Source organism: Mycobacterium sp. SA01 (assembly GCF_041287105.1).
Lineage (GTDB): Bacteria > Actinomycetota > Actinomycetes > Mycobacteriales > Mycobacteriaceae > Mycobacterium.
This window is the reverse complement of sequence record NZ_JBGGNO010000015.1, coordinates 33,680-55,661: the sequence shown is the minus strand read 5'-3', so window position 1 is coordinate 55,661 and position 21,982 is coordinate 33,680. Positions and strand designations below refer to the sequence as shown.

Sequence of the window (21,982 nt, the reverse complement as noted above, 5' to 3'; positions counted from 1 at the left end):
ACCGCAAGCTTGCGCTCACAACGAAAGTAAGCGTTGTTATGGACGGGGGTGTGAATTGCCTTTATGCTCCCCATTGCTACGTCGTACAGGTCCAGTTGCGACGGTTGGCTTCCAGTCGGTTCATACCCAAACGGGGGGTGGGTTCGTGGATTCTGTCGGCTCAAAATCAGGTCATCACGGCGTTGATCGCACGGAGTTGAAGGGTCGCCGCGGCGACCGAACCAACCGGATGCAATTGAACCGCGTTGACTTTGGCCTTGCGGCACTTGCTAATTCGCACGCGTTGACATGGCTTGGCGCGTCCGCGGTGGCCCTGGGTGTCGGCGCCGCGATCGCCTCGATGCCCGCGGTGGCCGCCGCCGACTCAACCGGCTCCGCCGGATCCAAGGGACCCTCGACATCGAGTAGCTCGTCGGCAGGCGGGTCGTCGAAATCCACCGGACATTCAGCGGCGCCGAAGAAAAATGTCCGACCCAAGTCGTCGGACAACACGGTCTCGTCGATTCCTTCCGGCTCCGACCCGGCCAGCACGACAGCAACCTCGAGCAAGAAGTCGACGATCAGCACACGGCTGGCGAGCCCCGCCGCAGCGGGCGCGACTCCGCGGGCGTCCGCGCTTCCCACGCCGGAAGCCGCAGCCCAGACAATCATCAGCTTCTTCGTCGGCGACGGGACCGCGGCACACCCGAACGCCGGAATCCTCTCCGGCAACGGCTACACGTGGACCGCCGACACATGCGCATCGAACACCTCCTGCAAGGGCGGCAACAGCGGCGTCTTCGGCAACGGCGGCGACGGTTTCAACGGCGGAAACGGCGGCAGCGCGGGCTGGTTCGGCAACGGTGGGGCCGGTGGCGCCGGCCTGGTGAGCGTCAACGGCGGCAACGGCGGAAACGGCGGACACGGCGGGCTGATCACCGGTAACGGCGGCGCCGGTGGCGCGGGCGCGACGACAGCGACGGGTTCGACTGGCGGCCGGGGTGGCTCGGCCGGCCTGACGGGCAACGGCGGCGATGGCGGCGAAGGCGGGACGTCGACCGGTGACTACCAGGGCGGCACCGGTGGTCGTGGTGGCACAGGCGGCCTGTACGTCGGCAACGGTGGAAAGGGCGGCGCTGGCGGCAATGCCATCCTGAACGGCCAGACCGGCGGCACGGGCGGCAACGGCGGCGACACCGGGCTGGTCTCGTTCTGGGGCATCGCCGGCGACGGTGGCGAAGGCGGCGGTGCCAGTTCTGGTGACGGCGGTGCCGGCGGTAAGGCCACGTTCGGCGGTCGCGGCGGCAATGGCGGCAACGGTGGTCTGTTCTCGCTCTTCGCTTTTGGCGGTGACGGCGGGGCCGGTGGCGACAGCCCGGCGAAAGGCGTGACCGCCACCGACCACGGCGGTAACGGGGGCAACGGCGGACGCGGCGGCCTGTGGGCCGGCAGCGGCGGCGACGGCGGAACCGGTGGAGTCGGCGGCGGCGACGGCGGCAACGGCGGGAGCGTCGGCATGCTGTCGGTCTTCGGCGCGGGCGGTGACGGCGGTGCGGGTGGCCTCGGCCAGGCCGGCATCGTCGGAACCAATGGGGCTGATCCCGGCAAGAATCCGTCCTACTCGATCAACGGCGGCGACGGGGCACCCGGCGGTGCGGGCGGCTCCGGCGGTCGCGGCGGCAACGGCAGCTGGATCATCGGCACCGGCGGCCTCGGTGGCGACGGCGGCCAAGGCGGTGACGGCGGCCAAGGCGGCACCGGGTACACCCCGGACCAGGAGACCATCGACCCCGGACTGAACGGCGGCAACGGCGGTAACGGCGGAGCCGGCGGCCTCGGCGGAACAACCGGGGGTGCCGGCGGCACGGGACGGGTGCTGTTCTTGCTCGCCTCCAACGGAACCGCCGGCGGCAGCGGCCAAGGCGGCAAGGGCGGCCAAGGCGGTGCCGGCGGGTACGGCCGTTCGATCAACGACGTGACCGGTGGATCCGGCGGCAACGGCGGCAACGGCGGAGCCGGGGCCGCGGGTGGCGCGGGTGCCGACGGTGGCGCGGGCGGCAACGGCGGCGCCGGCGGCGCCGGGGCATACGGCGGCGGCCAGGGTGGCTCCGGCGGTAGCGGCGGCGCCGGCGGTGACGGTGGCGAAGCGACCGACACTGCCGCGGCGGGCCGCGGCGGTGCGGGCGGTTCGGCCGGTGACGGCGCTGCCGGCGGCTACGCCGCGATCGATGCCGGTCCCGGCGCGGACGGCGGCAACGGCGGCAACGGCGGACAGGGCGGCGACGGCAGCGTCGGCGGCCTGGGCGGCGACGGGGGCGAGGGCGGCGCCGGGGCCGGCACCCGGGGCGGTTCGGTCGGGGACGACGGAACCCCCGGCGTACGCGGCGCCAACGGTTCGTCGACAGTCGCAGCGAGTGCAGTCGCGGTGAAGTCGGCCGCTGCTCAGCCGGCGGGCCCGGCGGCGTTCTTCGAGGAACTCAGCCGCCAGATCGCCTACGTCTTCTTCAACCGCGCGCCCAGCGTCATCGTCGAGGTCGGCGGCCAAGCCGGACCGACGAAGCAGATCCAGGTGACCGTCAAGGGCGAAAGCAACAACGGCTACGGCGTCAGCTACACCGTTAAGGTGGATCCGAAATACGGCAGCGTCGTCGCCGGCGACACGCCCGGAACGTTCATCTACACCGCGAACGACGCACTCATCCAGCCGGGAATCGTCGACCACTTCACGATCACGGTGAACAACGGCACGGCGGCGAAGCTGCCCGGCCTGGCCGGGATGGTGCAGGGCATGCTGCATTCCTTCGCGATCATGGTCGGTGCGGCCAAGCCCGACACCTTCGACGAGGAGATCGAAGTCACCGTCGACGGCACCAAGCAGTACGGCAACGCAACCACCGCCGCCGCCTACTGGGTGAACCAGAGCTACTCCAACTGCCAGCTGCAGGCCGCCGCGTCCGCGGTCCTGCAGGCGATCAAGCAGTTGCCGACGGCGGACACCGAGCAGACCTGGGTCGACTGGGCGAAGACCAATGATTCCGTGGTGACGCCGGGCGCGAAGATGTATCTGGACGCCAACATCGCGGAGGGTGTCGCAACCCAGGATGCCGTCGCGCTGATCAACAAGTACTTCAACGTCACCGCGACCTATCGTGAATACGACAAGACGCAGGAGGCCGGCGAGCAAGCGCTGCAGGATCTGGAAGCCGCACTGGCCGAAGGCAAATCAGCGATGGTGGCCTACCCGGTCTCGATCGTGTGGACGGCGGTCACCGACTTCAAGCCCGAGCCGAAGGACAGCTACTGGACCGCCGACCACGCCGCGGTGGTGACACAGGTCGACCTGAAGAACGGTGTGGTGTACGTCAACGACAGCTCGATGCAGAACAACGGTGTGAGCGTCGGGCAGGCCAAAGCGCTGCCGATCGGCGTGTTCATGAGCGGGTGGCAGGCCGCCGGCTACGACTTGACGATCATCACTCCGAACGCACCGACCACCGTCGTCTAAGGCGGTAACCACCCCGACATCCCGCGGCGGACACCGTCGCGGGATGTTGGCGGCGTTACTCTGATCGGCGTGTCCTACGACGCGTCGGTGAACGCCGCCCGCGAGGATCACGGCCCCCCGGCGCGCGGGAAGTACTGGTGGGTCCGCTGGGCGCTGCTCGGCGTCGCGCTGATCGTTCTGGTCGTCGAGGCCACCCTGGTGTGGGATCAGCTGGCCAAGGCCTGGACAAGCCTGATCTCGGCGAACGGCTGGTGGGTGCTGGCGGCGGCTGCCGCGGCCATGCTGTCGATGCACAGCTTCGCCCAGATCCAGCGGACGCTGCTGCGGTCGGCCGGGGTGATCGTCCACCAGTGGCGCTCCGAAGCGGCGTTCTATGCGGGTAATGCGTTGAGCACCACGATGCCCGGTGGTCCCGTGCTCTCGGCGACGTTCGTCTATCGGCAGCAGCGGCTGTGGGGCGCCTCCCCGGTGGTCGCATCGTGGCAGTTGGTGATGTCGGGCGCGCTGCAGGTCGTTGGTCTGGCCCTGCTCGGCCTCGGTGGCGCATTTCTGTTGGGCGCCAAGAACAATCCGTTCTCGCTGCTGTTCACCCTCGGCGGGTTCATCGCCCTGTTGTTGCTCGCGCAGGCGGTGGCGACCCGTCCCGAACTCATCGACGGCATCGGCGTCAAGGTTCTCGGCTGGGTCAACTCGGTGCGCGGCAAGCCCACCGACACCGGCCTGCGCAAGTGGCGCGAAACGCTGAACCAACTGGAATCGGTCAGCTTGAGTCGCCGCACCCTCGGGGTGGCGTTCGGCTGGTCGTTCTTCAACTGGGTGTGCGACGTGGCGTGCCTGGCGTTCGCCGCCTACGCCACCGGCGGCAGGCCGTCGCTGGCCGGATTGACCGTCGCCTACGCCGCCGCCCGCGCCGTCGGCTCGATCCCGTTGATGCCGGGCGGCCTGCTGGTCGTGGAGGCCGTGCTGGTACCCGGCCTGGTGTCCAGCGGGATGGCCCTGTCCGGTGCGATCTCGGCCATGCTGATCTATCGGCTGGTCAGCTGGATCTTCATCTCGGCGATCGGCTGGGTGGTGTTCTTCTTCCTGTTCCGCACCGAGGGTCCGCTGGACCCGGACGCGGTCGCCGACGAGATCGCCGCAGCCGAAGCCGAAAGCGGCAGCGCGACCGTCGACGATCCGGCCGACAGCGCGCTCCAGGGCCCGGTGCCGCCGCCCTGCCCGGACCCCGACGACGGCACGCCGCCCTGATTCGGGGCGTGTGCTTGAATCCGAACATGGCAGTTCGTAGCGACACCCGCCCGGCCCTGCTGGCGCTGGCCGGCGACATCGTCTGCGTCGTGGTGTTCTGCGCGATCGGGCGCCGCAGCCACGCTGAAGGCCTGACGCTCGCCGGAATCGCCGAGACGGCATGGCCGTTTCTGTCCGGCACCGTGGCCGGTTGGCTGATCTCCCGGGCCTGGCGCGCACCCACCGCGATCGCGCCGACCGGCGTGATCGTCTGGCTCTGCACCGTGGTGGTGGGAATGTTGTTGCGCAAGGCCAGCTCTCAAGGCGTTGCGGTGAGTTTCATCATCGTCGCGTCGGTGGTGACGGCGGTACTGCTGCTGGGCTGGCGCGGCGTCGCGGCCGTCGTCGCCAAACGCAGCGGTTAAGCCTGCGCCGCCGGGGCGACGGGTTCCGGTGCGGTCGAGACCGTCAACACGGCACGCAACCCGCCGAGTGGGCCGTCGGACAGTTCGATGTCGCCACCGTGCAGGGCGGCCTGCTGAGCCACCAGCGCCAAGCCCAGACCTGAGCCGCCCGCGGTGGCGGTGCTGCCACGGGCGAAGCGGCCCAACACTTTTCGATGCTCTTCGGCCGGCAGGCCGCGACCGTTGTCGTCGACGGTGATGGCCAGCAGCGGGCCCTGGCGGCGGGCCCGCAGCACGATGCGGGTGGCCTCCCCGTGGGTGATCGCGTTGCGCACCAGGTTGTCCACGGCCAACCGCAGCCCGGCCGGCCAGCCCCACACCGTGCCGGCCTCGTCGGCCTCCACGATGATCTCCCCTACCCCGGACCGGATGTTCTCCCGCGCAACCCGATCGAGCATCTCGGCGACATCGATCGGCTCGCGGTCCTCGGCGCGGGCCAGCTGCCCGGACGCCAACTGCCCCAGCGCGGTGATGATCGCCTCCACCCGGCGCTGCGCGCGCGCCAGATCGGCGACCACCTCCTCACGCTCTTCGGGCGGCAGGTCGTGGATGCGCAGCGTGTCCAGGTCAGCGCGCATCGCGGTCAGCGGGGTCCGCAGTTCGTGGGCCGCGTTGGCAGCGAAATCCTGGGCCGCCTGAAGCGAATTCGTGGTCGCCGCCTGGGCATCCGCCAATCGGTTGAGCATCGCGATCATCGCCTCGGACAGGTCCTCGGCCTCGCGGGAACCGTGCACCGGATCAAGGCGATCGTGGCCGGTTCCCAACCGCCTGGTCTGCTCGGTGAGCTTCAGCAGCGGCCGGATCGCCGGCCCGGCCAAGATCCAGCCGAGCGCCAACGCCACCATCACCGCGAGACAGACGATCAACACGTAGAGCGGAATTCTGGCGCGGCTCAACAGGATGCTGTCGGCGCGGATACCGATCGAGACCAAGATCCCGCCGGACTGGTCGACGTTCACCGTCCGCACCCGATAGTCGAAGCCGTTGACGGTGACCGTCGCGGTCCCGGGCGGCAGCGGCGGCAACTGGAACCCGCGCTGGAACATCACCTGGCCGGTACGCCGGGATCGTCCCGTCGTCACCACCCGGCTGGGATCGCGCAGCTGTTCGGGATACATGCTGGCGTCGACGATCGAGTCCAGACGCTTGTCCAGTTGCGCCTCATCGTTGTTCGCCAGCACGATCGAGGTCAGCACCGCCAGCAGCGCGACCACGATCGCGGCGGCCACTGCGGCAGCCAGGGCGACCCGGCTGCGCAGGGACAGGCTCTGGCCCAGCGAACTCACGACCGGATCACGGCTCCGACCGGAGGACGTATCCGATGCCGCGCACTGTGTGGATCACCCGCGGCACACCCTCGCGTTCGAGTTTGCGGCGCAGATAACTGATGAACACGTCGGCGACGTTGGTGTCGACGTCGAAGTCGTAGCCCCACACCAACTCCAGGAGCCGCTGCCTGGACAGCACCACACCGGAGTTTTCGGCGAGCACCGCCAGCAGGTCGAATTCGCGTTTGGTCAGCTCGACCCGGTCGCCGTTGACGAACACCAGCCGCCGGGCGGTGTCGATGGTCAGCGGTCCGATCGTGACGGCGTCGGAGCCCTCGTGTGAATGCGACGCCCGCCGCAGCAGCGCATGCAATCTGGCCACCAGCTCGCCCAGATCGAACGGCTTGGTCAGATAGTCGTCGGCGCCGGCCTCCAGGCCGGCGATCCGGTCGTTGACGGTGTCGCGCGCCGACAGCACGCAGATCGGAATGTCGTTGCCCAGCGCACGCAGCGCGGTCACCACCGCCACACCGTCGAGCTCCGGCATCTGGACGTCGAGGACCAACGCGTCGTGATTCTCGTTCGCCAACAGCCGCAACGCTTCCTTGCCGGTCGCCGCGACCCGGACGTCGAACCCCGAGTGCCGCAATCCGCGGGCAACCGAAGTCCGGACATCCGGGTCGTCGTCGACCATCAGGACGGTGCGGCCTGCGCCTTCCTGGGCGGGCTGCTGTCCTACCCGCACCGCGGGTTAGGCGCCAGGAACGTCAGGAGCGTTACCGCAGCGGTTCTTCAGATCGACCAGCGGCTGACGAATGCCTTGCAGGTCGGCCTTCACCGAGGGGTTGTAGTCCAGGTACTGCTTCACCTCGGACCGGATGGTGTCGCGCGGCGCACCCTCCAGACCGGTGAAGAACGCGTTCACGTCCGGGTGCGTGAACAGGTAGGCAGACGTCGCCGCGGACACACCCGCGGCCACCCCGGCCAGGTCGGCGGCGGTGCAGTTCGGCGGCGGGTCGGCCAGCGCCGACGGGGCTGCGCCAATCAGCATCGCGCCGGCGACGGCGCCCGTGCCGATCGCTCCGACGACCGCGCGACGGGCCAGACGGGCATTAAGCAACATGCTCGGACTCCTTAGCGTTTGGGAGAAGCACTGCCAGTAACCGGTACTGACAGAAGAAAGCTAAGCAGAATTGCTGCAGACTTTCGCGCCTTGAGCTTAACCAATCGTAAGAATGTTCCGATGTGGCTGCTCAGGGCAGCTTCTGAGTGGGCGCCGAGCGTGCCGATTCAGCGAGTACCGATCGTGGCCGGGCCCGGCAGCGGGCCGTTGCCGAGCGCGGTCTGGCTGCCGGAGAGTTGTTGCGCCGGTGTCGTGGACGTCAGCGCACCCGGCGCCGGTGCGGGCAGGCCGCCGGTCTGAGCCGACTGCAGCAGGCCGAGCAACTGCGGGAGGCTCACCGGCAACTTGCACTGGGTGGACATACTCGTCAGCGGCTGCTGGATGGCCTGCAGGTCCTTGGCGGCCTGCGGGTTGGCGTCGAAATAACTCTTCAGCGCGACCACGGTCTGCGGACCGGCCTGCTGCTGGGAGATCGTCGTCAGCGCCTGATTGGTCTGCGGGTGCGCGTCCAGATAGGTCCCGGTGTTGGTGGCCACCGTGCCGATCGTTTTGGCGAGCTGGCTGGCCGCGCACGGGTCGGGGGCGGCGGCCGCCTCCGACATCGACACCGATGTCGACAGCGCCAGCAGGGCGGCACCGCCGGCGGCAGTGGCGGCCAGCACGGCACACACCCCGCGGCGCAGGCCCGCGGTCGCGGAGATGGTGGACGCAGACATGGGGACTCCTCGACTTCGCTGACGTTTGACTGACGTCACGCCGCGGCGCAGCGTCGCTACGACTCGGCACGGTCCCCGACCCCTGACGTGGTCGGTGGACATCCTGCCATCGGCAACGGCCGGGACGCCACTCGTGCGCAGGTAACGAGCGCCTGATCAGCAGGTCTCAATCCAGCTAAGACCGCCGGTCACGACAGGTCAGCGCACAGGCATCTGCGGTACGCTCGCAACCACGCAATCCGGGGAGAATGCGGGGAGACAGCCATCCAGCAGTTCATGATGCGCCTCAGCAGCAACCTGCGCAGATTCCGCTGGCTGGTGTTCACGTGCTGGTTGCTGGCATTGGTGCCGTCGGTTTATCTGGCCCTCACCGAGTCCAATCACCTGACCGGTGGTGGCTTCGACGTGGCCGGCTCCCAGTCGCTGCATGTGCAGTATCAGCTCGAGGACCATTTCCCCGACCAGGGTGCCTCCCCCCTGGCCATGGTGGCCGCGCCTCGCGCCGACGCGAGCTACGCCGACATGAACACCGCCGTCGCGCAGTTGGAGGAGGCGGCCAAGCAGGTTCCCAGCGTCGTGGTGGTGCCCAACCAGGGTCAGCCCGCACCCGCCCCGGACCGGCCCTACGTGGTGTCGCTGCGGCTGGACTTCAACAACACCGGCGCTGTCGACGTCGCGCGACAGCTGCGCCAGAAGATCGGGGTGACCGGCGATCAGCCGGGCCAGATCCAGAACGGCCGGGTCAAGCTCTATGTGATCGGTCAGGGCGCGCTCGGCGCCGCCGCCCAGACCAGCACCAAACACGACATCGCCGAGGCCGAGCGATGGAACCTGCCGATCGTTCTGATTGTGCTGCTCGCGGTGTTCGGCTCGCTGGCGGCCGCGGCGGTCCCACTCCTGCTGGCGGTGTGCACCGTCGTGGTGACCATGGGCGTGGTCTATCTGCTGTCGACCGTGATGAGCATGTCGGTGTTCGTGACGTCGACGGTGTCGATGTTCGGCATCGCACTGGCAGTCGACTATTCACTGTTCATCCTGATGCGCTACCGCGAGGAACTGCGCGCGGGCCGCGACCCGCAGCAGGCCGCCGACGCCGCGATGGGCACCTCGGGGCTGGCGGTGTTGCTGTCCGGTCTGACCGTGATCGCCTCGCTGACCGGCATCTACCTGATCAACACACCGGTGCTGCGGTCGATGGCCACCGGCGCGATCCTGGCCGTGGCGGTCGCGGTGCTGACCTCCACGACATTGACCCCGGCGGTGCTGGCCACGTTCGGCAGACCGGTGGCCCGACGTTCGCGGGCGCTGCAGTGGTCGCGCCGCGCCGAGGCCACCCAATCGCGGTTCTGGACCCGCTGGGTCGGCGAGGTGATGCGCCGGCCGTGGCTGTCGGCGCTGGGTGCGACGGCGGTGCTCCTGCTGATGGCCGCACCCGCGTTCTCGATGGTGCTCGGCAACAGCATGCAGCGCCAGTTCCCGGCCACCCATGAGGTCCGCGGCGGGGTGGCCGCGGCCGCCCAGGCACTCGGGCCCGGCGCGCTGGGCCCGGTACGGGTGCTGGTCACCTTCCCGGGCGGCGCGGCCTCCGACCCGAAGAACGCCGCCGCGCTGGACGCGATCAACACCGAGATCTCGAAGGCGCCCGACGTCGTCTCGGTGTCGACGCCGGTGTTCGCCGACAACAACAGCAGCGCACTGATCTCGGCGATCCTGTCGGTGGACCCCGAGGACCTCGCCGCCCGCAATTCGATCGACTGGATGCGCAGCCACCTCACCGCGCTGCCCGCGGCGAAGGGCGCGCAGATCGACGTCGGCGGCCCGACCGCACTGATCAAGGACTTCGACGACCGCGTCGGGCACACCCAACCGCTGGTGTTCGTGTTCGTCGCGGCGATCGCGTTCGTGATGCTGCTGATCTCGGTGCGGTCGGTGTTCCTGGCCTTCAAGGGCGTGCTGATGACGGTGCTGTCCGTCGCCGCGGCCTACGGCAGCCTGGTGATGGTCTTCCAGTGGGGCTGGCTGGAAGGGCTGGGCTTCCATCGGATCACCTCGATCGACTCGACGATCCCGCCACTGGTGCTGGCGATGACGTTCGGCCTGTCGATGGACTACGAGATCTTCCTGCTGACCCGGATCCGGGAGCGCTACGTGCAGGTCGGTGACACCCGTGACGCCGTCGCCTACGGCGTGTCCACCAGCGCCCGCACGATCACCAGCGCCGCGCTGATCATGATCGCGGTGTTCATCGGGTTCGCGTTCGCGGGCATGCCGTTGGTCGCCGAGCTGGGGGTGGCGTGTGCGGTGGCCATCGCCGTCGACGCCACGATCGTCCGGCTGATCCTGGTGCCCGCCTTGATGGCGATGTTCGACCAGTGGAACTGGTGGCTGCCGGCGTGGCTGGCCCGGATCCTGCCGTCGGTCGACTTCGAAAAGCCGCTGCCCAAGGTCGACCTCGGCGACCTCGTCGTCATCCCCGACGACATCTCGTCGCTGGCGCCGCCCGCCGCCGATCTGAAGATGGTGGTCAAGGGCGCCGCCAAGCTGAAGACCTTGGCCCCGGACGCCGTCAGCGTGGCAGATCCGCTGGCGTTCACGGGATGCAGCGAGCTGGCCGGCAAGGTCAAGGGCAGCGACGACGCCCGCGCCCGCCCGGTCCGCCTCGGCCCGGGCGGTACGTCGACCGTCAAGCTGATCCGCGGTTACCGCAGCGCGCGGACGTCGACGCCGCGGCCGATCCATCCGGTCACGATGTGGCGGGGACGGCTGGCGATCGCACTCGATGCGTTGGAGACCGGGGCCGCCGGCGACCGGCGCGGCGGCGTGGAGCGGCTCAGCCCGGTGGAGACCACCCACGTCCAGCTGTCGACGGGTGACCGGCTGCAGATCCCGACGTGTGCGGAGACGCTGCGCATGCAGGCGTTCCTGATCATGTGCCGCAACAGCCGGTCGGATTTCGCCGAGTTCGCCGACCTGGTCGGTGGGATGGATACCGAGACCGCCGCGGTGGTACTCGCAGGGATGGACCGGTATTACTGTTCTGGACAACCTAAGCGACAATGGGTGGCGACTCAGCTGGTCCGCCGGCTGGCCGACCCCGACCCGTCCGATGTCGGCGACGACGAGCGGTGGGCAGGGCCGGAGGGGGCCGCCGAATGGGAGCGGATCAGGCAGCGTTGCCTTGCGGTGGCGGTGGCGATCCTGGAGGAGGCGAGGTGACGGTGGCAGCGGAACGCGATGCCGTACCCGCAGCGGCCGCGCAATCATTCATCGACCCCCGTCCCGTCGAGTTCTGGCCCACGGCCTCGATCCGCGAGGCGCTCGAGAGCGGCGACATCACCGTCTGGCAGCGGATCGTGATGGCCATCAAGCGAGATCCCTACGGCCGGACCGCCCGCCAGGTCGAGGAAGTGCTCGAACACTCCCAGCCGTATGGCATCTCCAAAGCACTGGCCGAGGTGCTGCTGCGTGCCCGCAGCCACCTGGAGGCGAACGAGCGCGCCGAGGCCGCCCGGCACGTCCGGTTGCTGCTCGACCGGTCAGGCTTGGCCGAGCAGGAATTCGCCTCCCGGATCGGGGTGGCCCAATCGGATCTGGACTCCTACCTCGACGCCACGGTCAGTCCGCCTGCGTCGCTGATGATCCGGATGCGCAGGCTCTCGGACCGGTTCGCCAAGATGCGCGCCCAGCGCGCGTCCGGCGGAGATTGAGCCGGTGAATCCGAATTCGGCTGAGCTGGAAGCGATTCTGCGTGACACCCGCACGGTCGCGGTGGTGGGCGCCTCCGACAATCCGGCCCGGCCGAGCCACGAGGTGTATCAGTATCTGGCGCGGTTCAGCGATTTCGAGCTGTATCCGGTGAACCCCAACATCAGTGACATCGACGGCGCCCGGGTCTATCCGTCGCTGGCCGAGTTGCCCGTCGTGCCGGACATGGTCGACGTGTTCCGCCGCCACGACGATCTTCCGGGGGTACTGGCGGACACGCTCGCGCTGAGCCCGCAGCCGAAATACCTGTGGCTGCAACAAGGTCTGTGGCATGGCGAGGTGGCTGAGCAGGCGCGCGCCGCCGGGCTGCGCGTCGTGATGGACCGGTGTTTGAAGGTGGACTACGCCAGGCTCATCGGGCGTTGATCGGCGAGATGTCGAGCACCAGCCACCGGCCGTCCTGCTTGGCCAGGCTGACCCGCAACGCCAGTACCGCGGTACTGGGCTGCTGACCCGGCTGGCTTTGGGTGCCCCGCATCACCACCGCCACACTGGCTGCCGTGGGACCCAGCGCCTCCAGCCCGGCCGACATGGTCTGCGCCGTGGCGGAGATGTTCTTCTTGGCCAGATCCGAAGTGGACTTGCCGAATTCGTTCTTGAACGCATCGGCCCGGTCGGGCGCCATGAACGTCGCGGCCCGGTCGATCGACGACATCGGGTCGGCCGGTGTGAACGTCGCGGTGGCTTCGGACGCGGCGGTGGCGATGCGCACCACCTCGGCGGAATCGCGGGTGAAATCCCGGTCCGGCCGCGTCCACTGGGTGTAGCCGACGACGACGGTGGCGACCAGCGCCGTGGTGGCCACCGCGACCACGGCCAGGCGTAGGCCGGGGCCGTCGTCGTCGGTACCGACGGTCACCGAATCCCGGCGGAACAGCACGATGTTGACGATCACGCCCTCGACGATGAGCAGGCACAGCATCGAGCTGACCGCCACCCACCAGAGCGGCCAGCCGAGCACGACACCGATCGCGAGCAGGGCCGCGATGGCGGCCAGTGGTGCCACGATGTCGAAGGCCAGGACGCGGGCCAGGTTCCTCATCGCAGCGACTCCAGCCGCGAGATCATCGGCTTGCCGTCCACATCGGAGACACCCAGCCGCAGGTTCCAGCGCACGGTCGTGGGTTTGTTGCCGGAGTTCTCGCTGACCGAGGTGGCGATCACCAGCACGGAGTCGGTGCGGGTGGCCAGCTCCGGCGGCAGGGCAGGTGCCTGCGGGGCCTGACCCGGCTTGGCGTTCAGGTCATGGTGCACCGCTTCGAAGGACACCGACTCGATCTGTCCGGTGGTGCGGGCCTGCAGGGTGCGGACCACCTCGCGGTAGGGCTTGATGGCGGCTTCGAAATCGGAGTTGAGCTGGCCGGCGGTGCCGTCGTGCAGTTTCGCCAGGCTGGCGTCGACGTTGTCGACGTTCATGTTGATCAGAACGCTGGTCCAGTTCGCGGCGGCCGACATCACCTTGGACTGATAGGCCCGCTCGTCGGCGGCGTCGTGGTGCCCGGACCAGATCAGTACGCCCAATACGACGGCCGCGATGGCCACCACACCGAGAACGGCGGAGGCGACGCCGTAGCCGGTGAAGGTCCGCTCGTCGGCACCGTCATCGGTCGGTTCGGCCTCAGGCATGAAGGCGAGGCTACCGGGCGGCCACCTGCGGGCCGGACGCCGAGGTCGGACCTCTGGTAAGGATGGTTGGGTGACGGTAGAAACGCTGCGCTCGGGTATCGACCTGTCCCATGTCGAAGCCCAAGTTCGCCCCCAAGACGATCTGTTCGGCCACGTCAACGGGCGCTGGCTGACCGAGTACACCATCCCCGGTGACCGGGCCACCGACGGCGCGTTCCGGACGTTGTACGACCGGGCCGAGGAGCACGTGCGCGAGCTCATCACGCAGGCGAGCGGTTCGGCCGGCACCGATGCGCAGCGGATCGGCGACCTCTATGCCAGCTTCATGGACGCCGAGGCCGTCGAGCGACGCGGGGTGCAGCCGCTGCTCGACGAGCTGGCGCACATCGATGCCGCGGCCGATCCGGCTGCACTGGCCGCGGTGGTCGGCTCGCTGCAGCGCACCGGTGTGGGCGGTGGAGTCGGGCTCTACATCGACACCGATTCCAAGAACTCGACGCGCTACCTGCTGCACGTCACGCAGTCGGGTCTCGGTCTGCCGGACGAGTCGTACTACCGCGACGAGCAGCACGCCTCCATCCTGGGCGCGTATCCGGCGCATATCGCCGCGATGTTCGCACTCGTCCTGGGCGGCACCGCCGAGGATCACACCGAGCGGGCCGCGCGGATCGTCGCACTGGAGACCAAACTGGCCGCCGCACATTGGGATGTCGTCAAGCGCCGCGACGCGGACCTGACCTACAACCTGCGCAACTTCGCCGATCTGCCTGCCGAGGCGCCCGGCTTCGACTGGGCCGGCTGGATCGGCGCGCAGGGCACCACCCCGGACGTGGTGGCCGAACTGGTTGTGCGCCAACCTGATTACCTCACCGCGTTCGCCGAGCTGTGGTCGAGTCACGACTTCGCCGACTGGCAGGACTGGGCGCGCTGGCGACTGATCAACGCCAGGGCCGCCTACCTGACCGAGGCGGTGGTGGAGGCGAACTTCGACTTCTACGGTCGCACCCTGTCCGGCACCGAGCAGATCCGCGAACGCTGGAAGCGGGCGGTGTCGCTGGTGGAGAGCCTGATGGGCGACGCTGTCGGACGGCTCTACGTCGAGCGGCATTTCCCGCCGGATGCCAAGGCCCGTATGGACGTACTCGTGGACAACCTGCGCGAGGCCTACCGGGTCAGCATCAACGACCTGGAGTGGATGACGCCGGAAACCCGTCAGCGCGCACTCGCCAAACTGGACAAGTTCACCGCCAAGATCGGCTACCCGAAGAAGTGGCGCGACTACTCGACGCTGGTGATCGATCGAACTGATTTGTACGGCAATGTGATTCGCGGTGCCGAGGTGGCCCACGACCGGGAACTGGCCAAGCTCGGCGGCCCGGTCGACCGCGACGAGTGGTTCATGACCCCGCAGACGGTCAACGCCTACTACAACCCCGGCATGAACGAGATCGTGTTCCCCGCGGCGATTCTGCAGCCGCCGTTCTTCGATGCCGAGGCTGACGACGCGGCGAACTACGGCGGAATCGGCGCCGTGATCGGACACGAGATCGGTCACGGATTCGACGACCAGGGCGCCAAGTACGACGGCGACGGCAATCTGGTCGACTGGTGGACTGACCAAGATCGCGCCGAGTTCGGTACGCGCACCAAGGCGCTCATCGAGCAGTACGAGACGTTCGTGCCGCGTGGGCTCCAGCCGTCTCAGCACGTCAATGGTGCGTTCACCGTCGGCGAGAACATCGGCGACCTGGGCGGGCTGTCGATCGCGCTGCTGGCCTACGAGCTGTCGCTGGACGGCAAGGAAGCCCCGGTGATCGACGGGCTGACCGGCCGGCAGCGGGTGTTCTTCGGCTGGGCGCAGGTCTGGCGTACGAAATCTCGTGAGGCCGAGGCGATTCGACGCCTGGCGACCGACCCGCACTCGCCGCCGGAGTTCCGCTGCAATGGCGTGATCCGCAATATGGACGCGTTCTACGATGCGTTCGACGTCAGCGAGGACGACGAACTGTATTTGGAACCCGAACGGCGCGTCCGCATCTGGAGCTAACGCCATGGAAGCTTGGGATGCCATTTGCGCGCGGCGCAATGTGCGTACGTACACCTCGAACGCGATACCTGGCGACGACATCGACCGGATTCTGGAGGCCGGATGGCGCTCACCCTCGGCGCGCAACAACCAGCATTGGGATTTCGTGATCGTCACCGATGCGGCCACGCTGCAAGAACTCTCAACGGTCTGGGTCGGCGCCGGCCACATCGCGAAGGCCCGCGCCGCGATCGCACTGGTGATTCCCGAACCGCCTGACGAGCGGACGAAGCTCCTCGACCAGTACGACCTGGGCCAGGCCACCATGGCGATGGCGATCGCCGCGACCGACCTGGGTATCGGCACCGGACATTCGGCGATCGGCGAACAGGACAAGGCCCGATCGATCCTCGATGTCCCGCCGGGTTATCTGGTCGCCTATCTGCTGGGCCTCGGCTATCCCGAAGACCGTCCGCTCACACCGATTCGCAAGCCCAAGCGTCGCCCGTTCGACGAGGTCGTCCACCGCGGCAGCTGGTAGGTCAGCGCCCAGACAGTGGCCCAGGCTGTAGTTATCGAGCGAGAGTTCGAGTAAGCAGCACGCTGACTACAGGCTCGGCAAGGGGTGGGCGGCGGCCTCGCGGTTGGCGCCGTCGACCACCGAGGCCAGCAGCCCGGGTAGTACCGCGTCGACTTCGTCGGCGCGCAGCCGCTGATGGGTGAGGCCGCCCACGACCAATCGTTCGAGCAATCCGGCTTCGCGCAGGATCTTGAAGTGGTGGGTGGCGGTGGACTTGTTGATGCCGTCGTACAGGGCGCTGCACTGTAGGGGTGCTCCGGCGTTGCGCAGCCGCCGGACCATCTCCAGCCGGGCCGGATCTTGTAGCGCCGCGAGCACCTGGTGCAACGGGCCGACCTGATGGACGGGATAGCCGTCGGCAGGGAATGCCTGCACCTCAACCACGGTTGTCTCCTGTGTTCGCCGTCACGGCCTGCGAAGTTTGATCAACATCAAACCTAGCGTACGCTCGAACGAGTTCGATGACCATCAAACTACTCCGGAGTTGTCATGGCCTGTGTGCAGGACACCCCGCCCGCTGACGTCACCGGCCAGCGCTGGGCGTACCCCCTGCTTCTGGTGCTCAGCGGCGTCGCGCTCGGCGTCTCCGGCCTGCCCGCGCCGCTGTACGGCATCTACGAATCGAACTGGCATCTCTCGCCGCTGGCCACCACCATCGTGTTCGCGGTGTACGCCTTCGCCGCCCTGGCGGCGGTGCTGGTGTCCGGCCGCATCTCGGACGTGGTCGGCCGCAAGCCGGTACTCCTCGGCGCGCTGATCGCACTGATCGCCGGTCTGGGCATCTTCCTGATCGCCGACAGCATCGAGATGCTGCTACTGGCCCGCACCATCCACGGCGCCGCCGTCGGCTCGATCGTCGTCGCCTCCGCCGCGGCGCTGCTCGACCTACGGCCGCACCACGGGGTGCGCAGCGGCCAGCTCAGCGGGGTGAGTTTCAACATCGGCATGACGGTGGCGATCGTCGGCTCGTCGCTGCTGGCGCAGTACGTCGCGCATCCGCTGCGCACCCCCTACGCGGTTGTCGCGGTGGTGTGCGCGATCGTCGGCATCGGTGTGGTGGCGCTGCGGGAAACCCACGAAGGCCGCACCGGCGGCCGAATCCGGATCAGCAAACCGGCTGTGCCACAGGCGATCCGTGAGGACTTTTGGTTCGCGGCCCTGGGCGCGATGGCGTCCTGGTCGGTGCTCGGGGTGCTGCTGTCGCTGTATCCGTCGCTGGCCGCGCAGCAGACCCACGTGCACAACCTGGTGTTCGGCGGCGGCGTGGTCGGGGTGACCGCGTTCTCCGCGGCGATGGCGCAGCTGGTGGCCACCCGACTTCCGGCCCGGCGCTCGGCGGTGATCGGCGACATCGGCATGGCGGTCGCGCTGCTGCTGACGATCCCGGTGCTGCTCACCCACCGCTGGCCCCTGGTGTTCGCCGCCGCGGCTCTACTGGGTACGACGTTCGGACTCGGTTTCGGCGGCTCGCTGCGCCACCTGTCCGACGTGGTGCCCACGGACCGCCGCGGCGAAACGATGTCGGCGTTCTACCTGCTGGCCTACACCGCGATGGCGCTACCGACGATCGCCGCGGGCTGGGCTGCCACGAAATGGCCTCTGGCGCAGGTGTTCCCGTGGTTCGCGCTGATCGTGGCGTTGGCCTGCCTGGGTGCTGCGGCGGTCGGCTTCAGACATGACGTCAGGCCGGCGAGTCCGTCGCGCCCGGCGTCTTGATCTGAGCCGCCAGCCACGGCAGCGCATCGGAAAAGGCCCGCTCGGCGAACTGCCAGGTGTGGAAGCTGATGATGCGGTGCACTGAGCAGGAGATGCCGACGGTCTTCGCCGTCGCGCACAGATCGTCGGCCGCCCCGGCCTCATCGGAGTCCTTGAACTCGTCGTGCCCGCCGAAGCCGGTGGGTGCGTCGGATTGCGGTCGGTGCCCACCGCCCCCGCCGTACGGCGATGCGGTGTTGGTCGGCGTCACGGTGTCCTCGAACCAGCCTGCGACACCCTGATACGGGCCGTGCCGCATCATCACGGTCCGCGGGTCGAACTCGTCCCACTTGGCGGCGTCGCCGCCGTAGAGCCGGCTGATCGTCTGGTCCTTGGTCCCTGAGGTCGGGCCGTGGTCGCCGGCGATGTCCTCGAAGGTACTGAACAGATCCGGATGCATGACGGTCAGGTCGATCGCGCAGGTGCCGCCCATCGACCAGCCGACCACCGCCCAGTTGGCCGCCTGATCAGATGCGCCGAAATGCTGTGCCACATAGGGCCGGACGTCCTTGGTCAGATGGTCGGCGGCGTTGCCGCGGGGACCGTTGACGCATTCGGTGTCGTTGTTGAAGCTGCCGCCGGAGTCGACGAACGCGAAGATGGGTGCTTGTCCGCCATGGGCTTTCGCGTAGCCGTCGATGACGGGCATCACGTTTCCGCTGCGCATCCAGTCGGCTGGGGTGTTGAACTCGCCGGCCACCATCATGATGACCGGCAACCGGGGTGGGGTCGCGCCGGCGAACCAGGCCGGCGGCAGGTAGACGTACTCACTGCGGTGCTTGAATCCACTTGCGTCTGCCGGGATGTCGACCTCGACGAGCTTGCCGGTCGTCTGCACGGTGTTGCGCAGGCCGGGCAGTTCGGCGGCGTCGATCTGGTTGGGCAGCGGCCCGGCCGTCAGGGCGCCCCAGGCGGTTTGCACGCTGGGGTAGTACCCGACCCACTTGTTCAGCGCCAGCAACGCCGCCACCAAGGTCAACGGAATCGCCAGGACGGCGACACCTCGTCGCCACCAGGAATTTCCGCGCCAGCCCAGTACCGCCACCGCGACCCCGGCCGCGAAAACCCCTATCCAGACCCACAAATAGAACGGTGCCGGATCTGAGGCCAGCCCCTCGGAGTTGACGTAGAGGCGCGCGGCGAGCGCGCCGAGCAGGCCGACGACCACACAGACCGGCAGCCACAGCAGCCACCAGCGCCTGCTGCGCCGCCATCCGATCGCGACGATCAGCGCTACAGCGGCGACGATTTCGATGGTCAGCGGCAGCCAGCCGCCCAGCAGCGAAACTCCGTGCGCGTACTGGTGCAGATCAGGCGCGGGCAGCTGAGGCAGCGGTGCCGTCGGCGTCGGCGGCGGTGTCGGGGTGGGCGGCACGAACCCCATTGTGGAGTTCGTTTCTGTGCCTAAGCTTTGAGACCGGTTAGGCCAGTTGACGACTGGCTAGGACAGCTGCCACTGCCAGTCGTCGGCGCCGTCGGGGTTGTTGTAGGTGCCGACGGAGTTCTTGACCACGATGGGGTCGCCGCTGCCGAAGTTGTCGTAGAACCACTTGGCGTTGTCCGGAGACAGGTTGATGCAGCCGTGGCTGACATTGCGCTTGCCTTGATCGGCCACCGACCACGGCGCACTGTGCACGAACGCGCCGCTGTTGTCGATACGCACCGCCCATTGGACTTTCAGCTTGTAACCCTCGGCGGAATTCACCGGAACCCCGTAGGTGGAGGAGTCCATGATGATGTCGGGGAACTTCTCCAGCACGTAGTAGGTGCCGTTCTTGGTCTCGTGCTTGCCGTCCGGCTTGCCCATCGAGACCGGCATGGTCTTCTCCACCTTGCCATTTCGCGTGATCGTCATCTGGTGGGTCTTGTCGTCGACGGTGGCCACCAGGCTGTCGCCGACGCGGAAGCTGGACTTGGCGCCGCTGGCGTCGATGTTGACGACCGTGCCCTGCGGCCAGAAGTTGTACGGCCGCCACCGCACCTGGGTGTCGGTGGTCCAGTAGAACGCGCCGGGAACCGGTGGCACCGAGGAGATGTGGATGGCCTGCTCGGCCATCGGCCGATTGGCGATCGGACGGGCGAAGTTGATGATGATCGGTTTGGCGACGCCGACCATGGCGCCGTTCACCGGGTTGAATGACGGCGGCGCGAACACCGGATCCCCGGTGTAGGGCGTCGGGTTCTGGCCCTTCACCGGACCGGCGGCCGCGGCGGCGGCCTGCTGAGCGGCCACCGGATCGACCGGTGGCGGTGGCGGCGGAGCAAAGGGGTCGGGCGGCGGGACGGCCGGGTCACCCGCCGGGGCGGGCGGCGGGAACGCCGCCGGGTTGACCGCTGGCGGCGCGAACGGATCGGGCGCGGGCACCTGCGCGGGCGGCACGTCGGCGATCCCCGGATCGGCGGGCGCCTGGTCTGGATCGGCGAGCGCCGAACCGCTGCCGAGACTGATTCCGGCGGCCATTCCGACCACGCACAGCGTGGTGGCGATGGGCCCCTTCACCCGCAGCGTCATAACCAAAACTCCCTCGAAACCGACTTTGACCCAGTCTGACATAACACGCTGGGTGCACTTCTGGAGTTCATTCGCCAGCGAACCCGGCCGCGAACTCCGTCACTGCCCTGAACTGTGCAGATCGTCGGGCGTGGGGTGACAAGCGTTACTTTTCGCTGGTAGCCGGGTGGTCCGCGAACAGCCCGCGGCTGACCACCACGCAAGCCAATGCGCCCAGCATCAGCACGCATGACGCGGTGAGCATCGCCGCGACTCCCGCTCGTTGGTAGAGCAGTCCGCCGGTCAGCGATCCGGCCATGATGCCGACCTGGAAGCACGCGACGTAGAGCCCGGAGGCACCGTCGGGATCCTGCGGCGAATGCCGCATCGCGGCGGTCTGCAGCATCGGCGGCATCGCGTTGGCGGTCGCACCCCACAGCACGATCGCCGCCGCCCCGGCAGCTGCGACGGCGACGGTGTGCCACCTCAGGTGACCCAGCGCCGCCAGTGCCGCGAACGCCAGCGACGATGCGGCCAGACAACCCATCACCGCGGCCTTGGGCCGCCGGTCTCCCGGCCGGGCCAGCAACGCCATGCCGGTCAGGCCGGCCACCCCGTACGCCGCGAGCAGCCAGGCCTGCTGCGCCCCGTGCACGCCGACCACATCCCGGATGATCACCACGATGAACGTGTAGGAGATGAAGTGTGCGGTGACACCCACCAGCGTCAGCACGCTCAGCATCAGCAGTGGGCGGTTGCGGTGGTGGATCACTCTGCGGGGCCGCGCACCGCCGGCCGTGTCGGTCAACGCCATCACCGGAAGCGCCAGCCGTGCCGCCACCAGGACGAGCACCGACGCCACGGCGATGACACCGACCGCGGGCCGCCAGCCCCACAGCTCGCTCATCGCAGCCGTCAGCGGGCTGCCGACCACCAGCGCCAGGCCGGTGCCGACGTACACCGCCATGGTGGCGCGGCCGGCGTGGCTCGGCGGCACCAGCCGCGCACCGATCGGCGCGATCACCGACCACATCAATCCGTGGGTCAGCGCGCACAGCACCCGGCCGACGGCCAACACGGTGAAGGTGGGCGCCAGCGCGGAGATCAGTTGCGAGATCGACAGGCAGGCCAGGGTCCACAGCAGCGTGCGCCGTCTCGGCCATGTCGCCGTCCAGCGCACCAGCGGCATCGTGGCCAGCGCGGCCACCAGGGCGTAGCTGGCCAGCAGGGTGCCCACCATCGCTTCGCTGACGTGTAGATCGCGCGCGATTGCGGACAGCGCACCGACCGGCATGATCTCGGCGGTGACGTAGATGAACGCCGCGGCGGCCAGCACGGCCAGCGCTGTGGCGACTCGCGGTGTCCACGTGCGCTGCACTGTGGGCACGGGTTCACGGTATCGGCTCCCGCGCCGGCTCCGGCTTATCTGACCGGCTATGTCGCCGGGCAGTGCCGCC

The 21,982-nt window shown here is 68.6% G+C and carries 19 protein-coding genes; 9 read left to right on the top strand and 10 right to left on the bottom strand.

Going from position 1 to position 21,982, the window contains the following annotated elements; translation table 11 throughout:
* Positions 1-283 precede the first annotated feature (283 nt).
* The 3 genes from AB4879_RS06750 to AB4879_RS06740 all read left to right on the top strand — a co-directional run bounded on the left by AB4879_RS06750 (position 284) and on the right by AB4879_RS06740 (position 5,136).
* Positions 284-3,484, top strand: coding sequence for a hypothetical protein (locus AB4879_RS06750; protein WP_370506974.1), 3,201 nt, complete (start codon positions 284-286; stop codon positions 3,482-3,484).
* Between the two features lie 69 nt (positions 3,485-3,553).
* Positions 3,554-4,732, top strand: a complete 1,179-nt coding sequence (locus AB4879_RS06745) for a YbhN family protein (protein ID WP_102807840.1) — start codon at positions 3,554-3,556, stop codon at positions 4,730-4,732.
* Positions 4,733-4,758: 26 nt separating this feature from the next.
* A complete protein-coding gene (locus AB4879_RS06740) occupies positions 4,759-5,136 on the top strand; it encodes a DUF3054 domain-containing protein (protein WP_102807884.1) in 378 nt (125 codons plus the stop codon).
* On the opposite strand, the gene AB4879_RS06735 is transcribed toward AB4879_RS06740, so the two are convergent.
* From AB4879_RS06735 to AB4879_RS06720, 4 genes are all read right to left on the bottom strand, one after another.
* Entirely contained in the window at positions 5,133-6,461 is a 1,329-nt protein-coding gene (locus AB4879_RS06735) for a HAMP domain-containing sensor histidine kinase (RefSeq protein WP_102807841.1), read from the bottom strand. The two genes, AB4879_RS06740 and AB4879_RS06735, sit on opposite strands and share 4 nt — an antisense overlap.
* 7 nt (positions 6,462-6,468) lie before the next feature.
* Entirely contained in the window at positions 6,469-7,137 is a 669-nt protein-coding gene (locus AB4879_RS06730; protein WP_170310646.1) for a response regulator transcription factor, read from the bottom strand.
* A gap of 57 nt (positions 7,138-7,194) precedes the next feature.
* Entirely contained in the window at positions 7,195-7,566 is a 372-nt protein-coding gene (locus AB4879_RS06725) for a heme-binding protein (RefSeq protein ID WP_083117495.1), read from the bottom strand.
* Positions 7,567-7,733: 167 nt separating this feature from the next.
* Positions 7,734-8,282 (bottom strand): hemophore, encoded by a 549-nt coding sequence (locus AB4879_RS06720; RefSeq protein WP_370506973.1) that lies wholly within the window; start codon positions 8,280-8,282, stop codon positions 7,734-7,736.
* A 276-nt stretch (positions 8,283-8,558) separates the two neighbouring features.
* Here AB4879_RS06720 and AB4879_RS06715 point away from each other — a divergent pair, with 276 nt between their 5' ends.
* From AB4879_RS06715 to AB4879_RS06705, 3 genes are read left to right on the top strand one after another with little or no spacing between them, the layout of a single operon-like run.
* On the top strand, positions 8,559-11,498 hold the full coding sequence (locus AB4879_RS06715; RefSeq protein ID WP_370506972.1) for an efflux RND transporter permease subunit: 2,940 nt from the start codon (positions 8,559-8,561) through the stop codon (positions 11,496-11,498).
* A complete protein-coding gene (locus AB4879_RS06710; protein ID WP_370506971.1) occupies positions 11,495-11,989 on the top strand; it encodes an XRE family transcriptional regulator in 495 nt (164 codons plus the stop codon). The genes AB4879_RS06715 and AB4879_RS06710 overlap by 4 nt, the downstream gene beginning before the upstream one ends.
* A gap of 4 nt (positions 11,990-11,993) precedes the next feature.
* Positions 11,994-12,413 carry a CoA-binding protein gene (locus tag AB4879_RS06705; RefSeq protein ID WP_370506970.1) on the top strand — a complete coding sequence of 140 codons (420 nt, stop codon included), beginning with the start codon at positions 11,994-11,996 and terminating at the stop codon, positions 12,411-12,413.
* Here the strand turns inward: AB4879_RS06705 and AB4879_RS06700 are convergent.
* Positions 12,400-13,089, bottom strand: coding sequence for a hypothetical protein (locus tag AB4879_RS06700; RefSeq protein WP_370506969.1), 690 nt, complete (start codon positions 13,087-13,089; stop codon positions 12,400-12,402). The genes AB4879_RS06705 and AB4879_RS06700 overlap by 14 nt on opposite strands.
* Positions 13,086-13,673, bottom strand: coding sequence for a hypothetical protein (locus AB4879_RS06695; RefSeq protein ID WP_370506968.1), 588 nt, complete (start codon positions 13,671-13,673; stop codon positions 13,086-13,088). The genes AB4879_RS06700 and AB4879_RS06695 overlap by 4 nt, the downstream gene beginning before the upstream one ends.
* Before the next feature lie 70 nt (positions 13,674-13,743).
* Here AB4879_RS06695 and AB4879_RS06690 point away from each other — a divergent pair, with 70 nt between their 5' ends.
* Together AB4879_RS06690 and AB4879_RS06685 are read left to right on the top strand one after the other, a co-directional pair.
* Positions 13,744-15,720: a M13 family metallopeptidase gene (locus tag AB4879_RS06690; protein ID WP_370506967.1), complete on the top strand. Its 1,977-nt coding sequence runs from the start codon at positions 13,744-13,746 to the stop codon at positions 15,718-15,720.
* Between the two features lie 4 nt (positions 15,721-15,724).
* Positions 15,725-16,240 (top strand): nitroreductase family protein, encoded by a 516-nt coding sequence (locus AB4879_RS06685; RefSeq protein WP_370506966.1) that lies wholly within the window; start codon positions 15,725-15,727, stop codon positions 16,238-16,240.
* 66 nt (positions 16,241-16,306) lie between these two features.
* On the opposite strand, the gene AB4879_RS06680 is transcribed toward AB4879_RS06685, so the two are convergent.
* Complete coding sequence (locus tag AB4879_RS06680; RefSeq protein ID WP_370506965.1) at positions 16,307-16,663, bottom strand: ArsR/SmtB family transcription factor; 357 nt, start codon at positions 16,661-16,663, stop codon at positions 16,307-16,309.
* A 105-nt stretch (positions 16,664-16,768) separates the two neighbouring features.
* On the opposite strand from AB4879_RS06680, the gene AB4879_RS06675 reads away from it, so the two are divergent.
* Positions 16,769-17,995, top strand: a complete 1,227-nt coding sequence (locus AB4879_RS06675) for an MFS transporter (RefSeq protein ID WP_370506964.1) — start codon at positions 16,769-16,771, stop codon at positions 17,993-17,995.
* Here AB4879_RS06675 and AB4879_RS06670 read toward each other — a convergent pair.
* The 3 genes from AB4879_RS06670 to AB4879_RS06660 form a co-directional block, all read right to left on the bottom strand.
* Positions 17,961-19,418, bottom strand: a complete 1,458-nt coding sequence (locus AB4879_RS06670) for an alpha/beta hydrolase (protein WP_370506962.1) — start codon at positions 19,416-19,418, stop codon at positions 17,961-17,963. The two genes, AB4879_RS06675 and AB4879_RS06670, sit on opposite strands and share 35 nt — an antisense overlap.
* Before the next feature lie 57 nt (positions 19,419-19,475).
* A complete protein-coding gene (locus AB4879_RS06665; RefSeq protein WP_370506961.1) occupies positions 19,476-20,546 on the bottom strand; it encodes a L,D-transpeptidase family protein in 1,071 nt (356 codons plus the stop codon).
* Positions 20,547-20,691: 145 nt separating this feature from the next.
* Entirely contained in the window at positions 20,692-21,903 is a 1,212-nt protein-coding gene (locus tag AB4879_RS06660) for an MFS transporter (RefSeq protein WP_370507116.1), read from the bottom strand.
* Between the last annotated feature and the right edge of the window lie 79 nt (positions 21,904-21,982).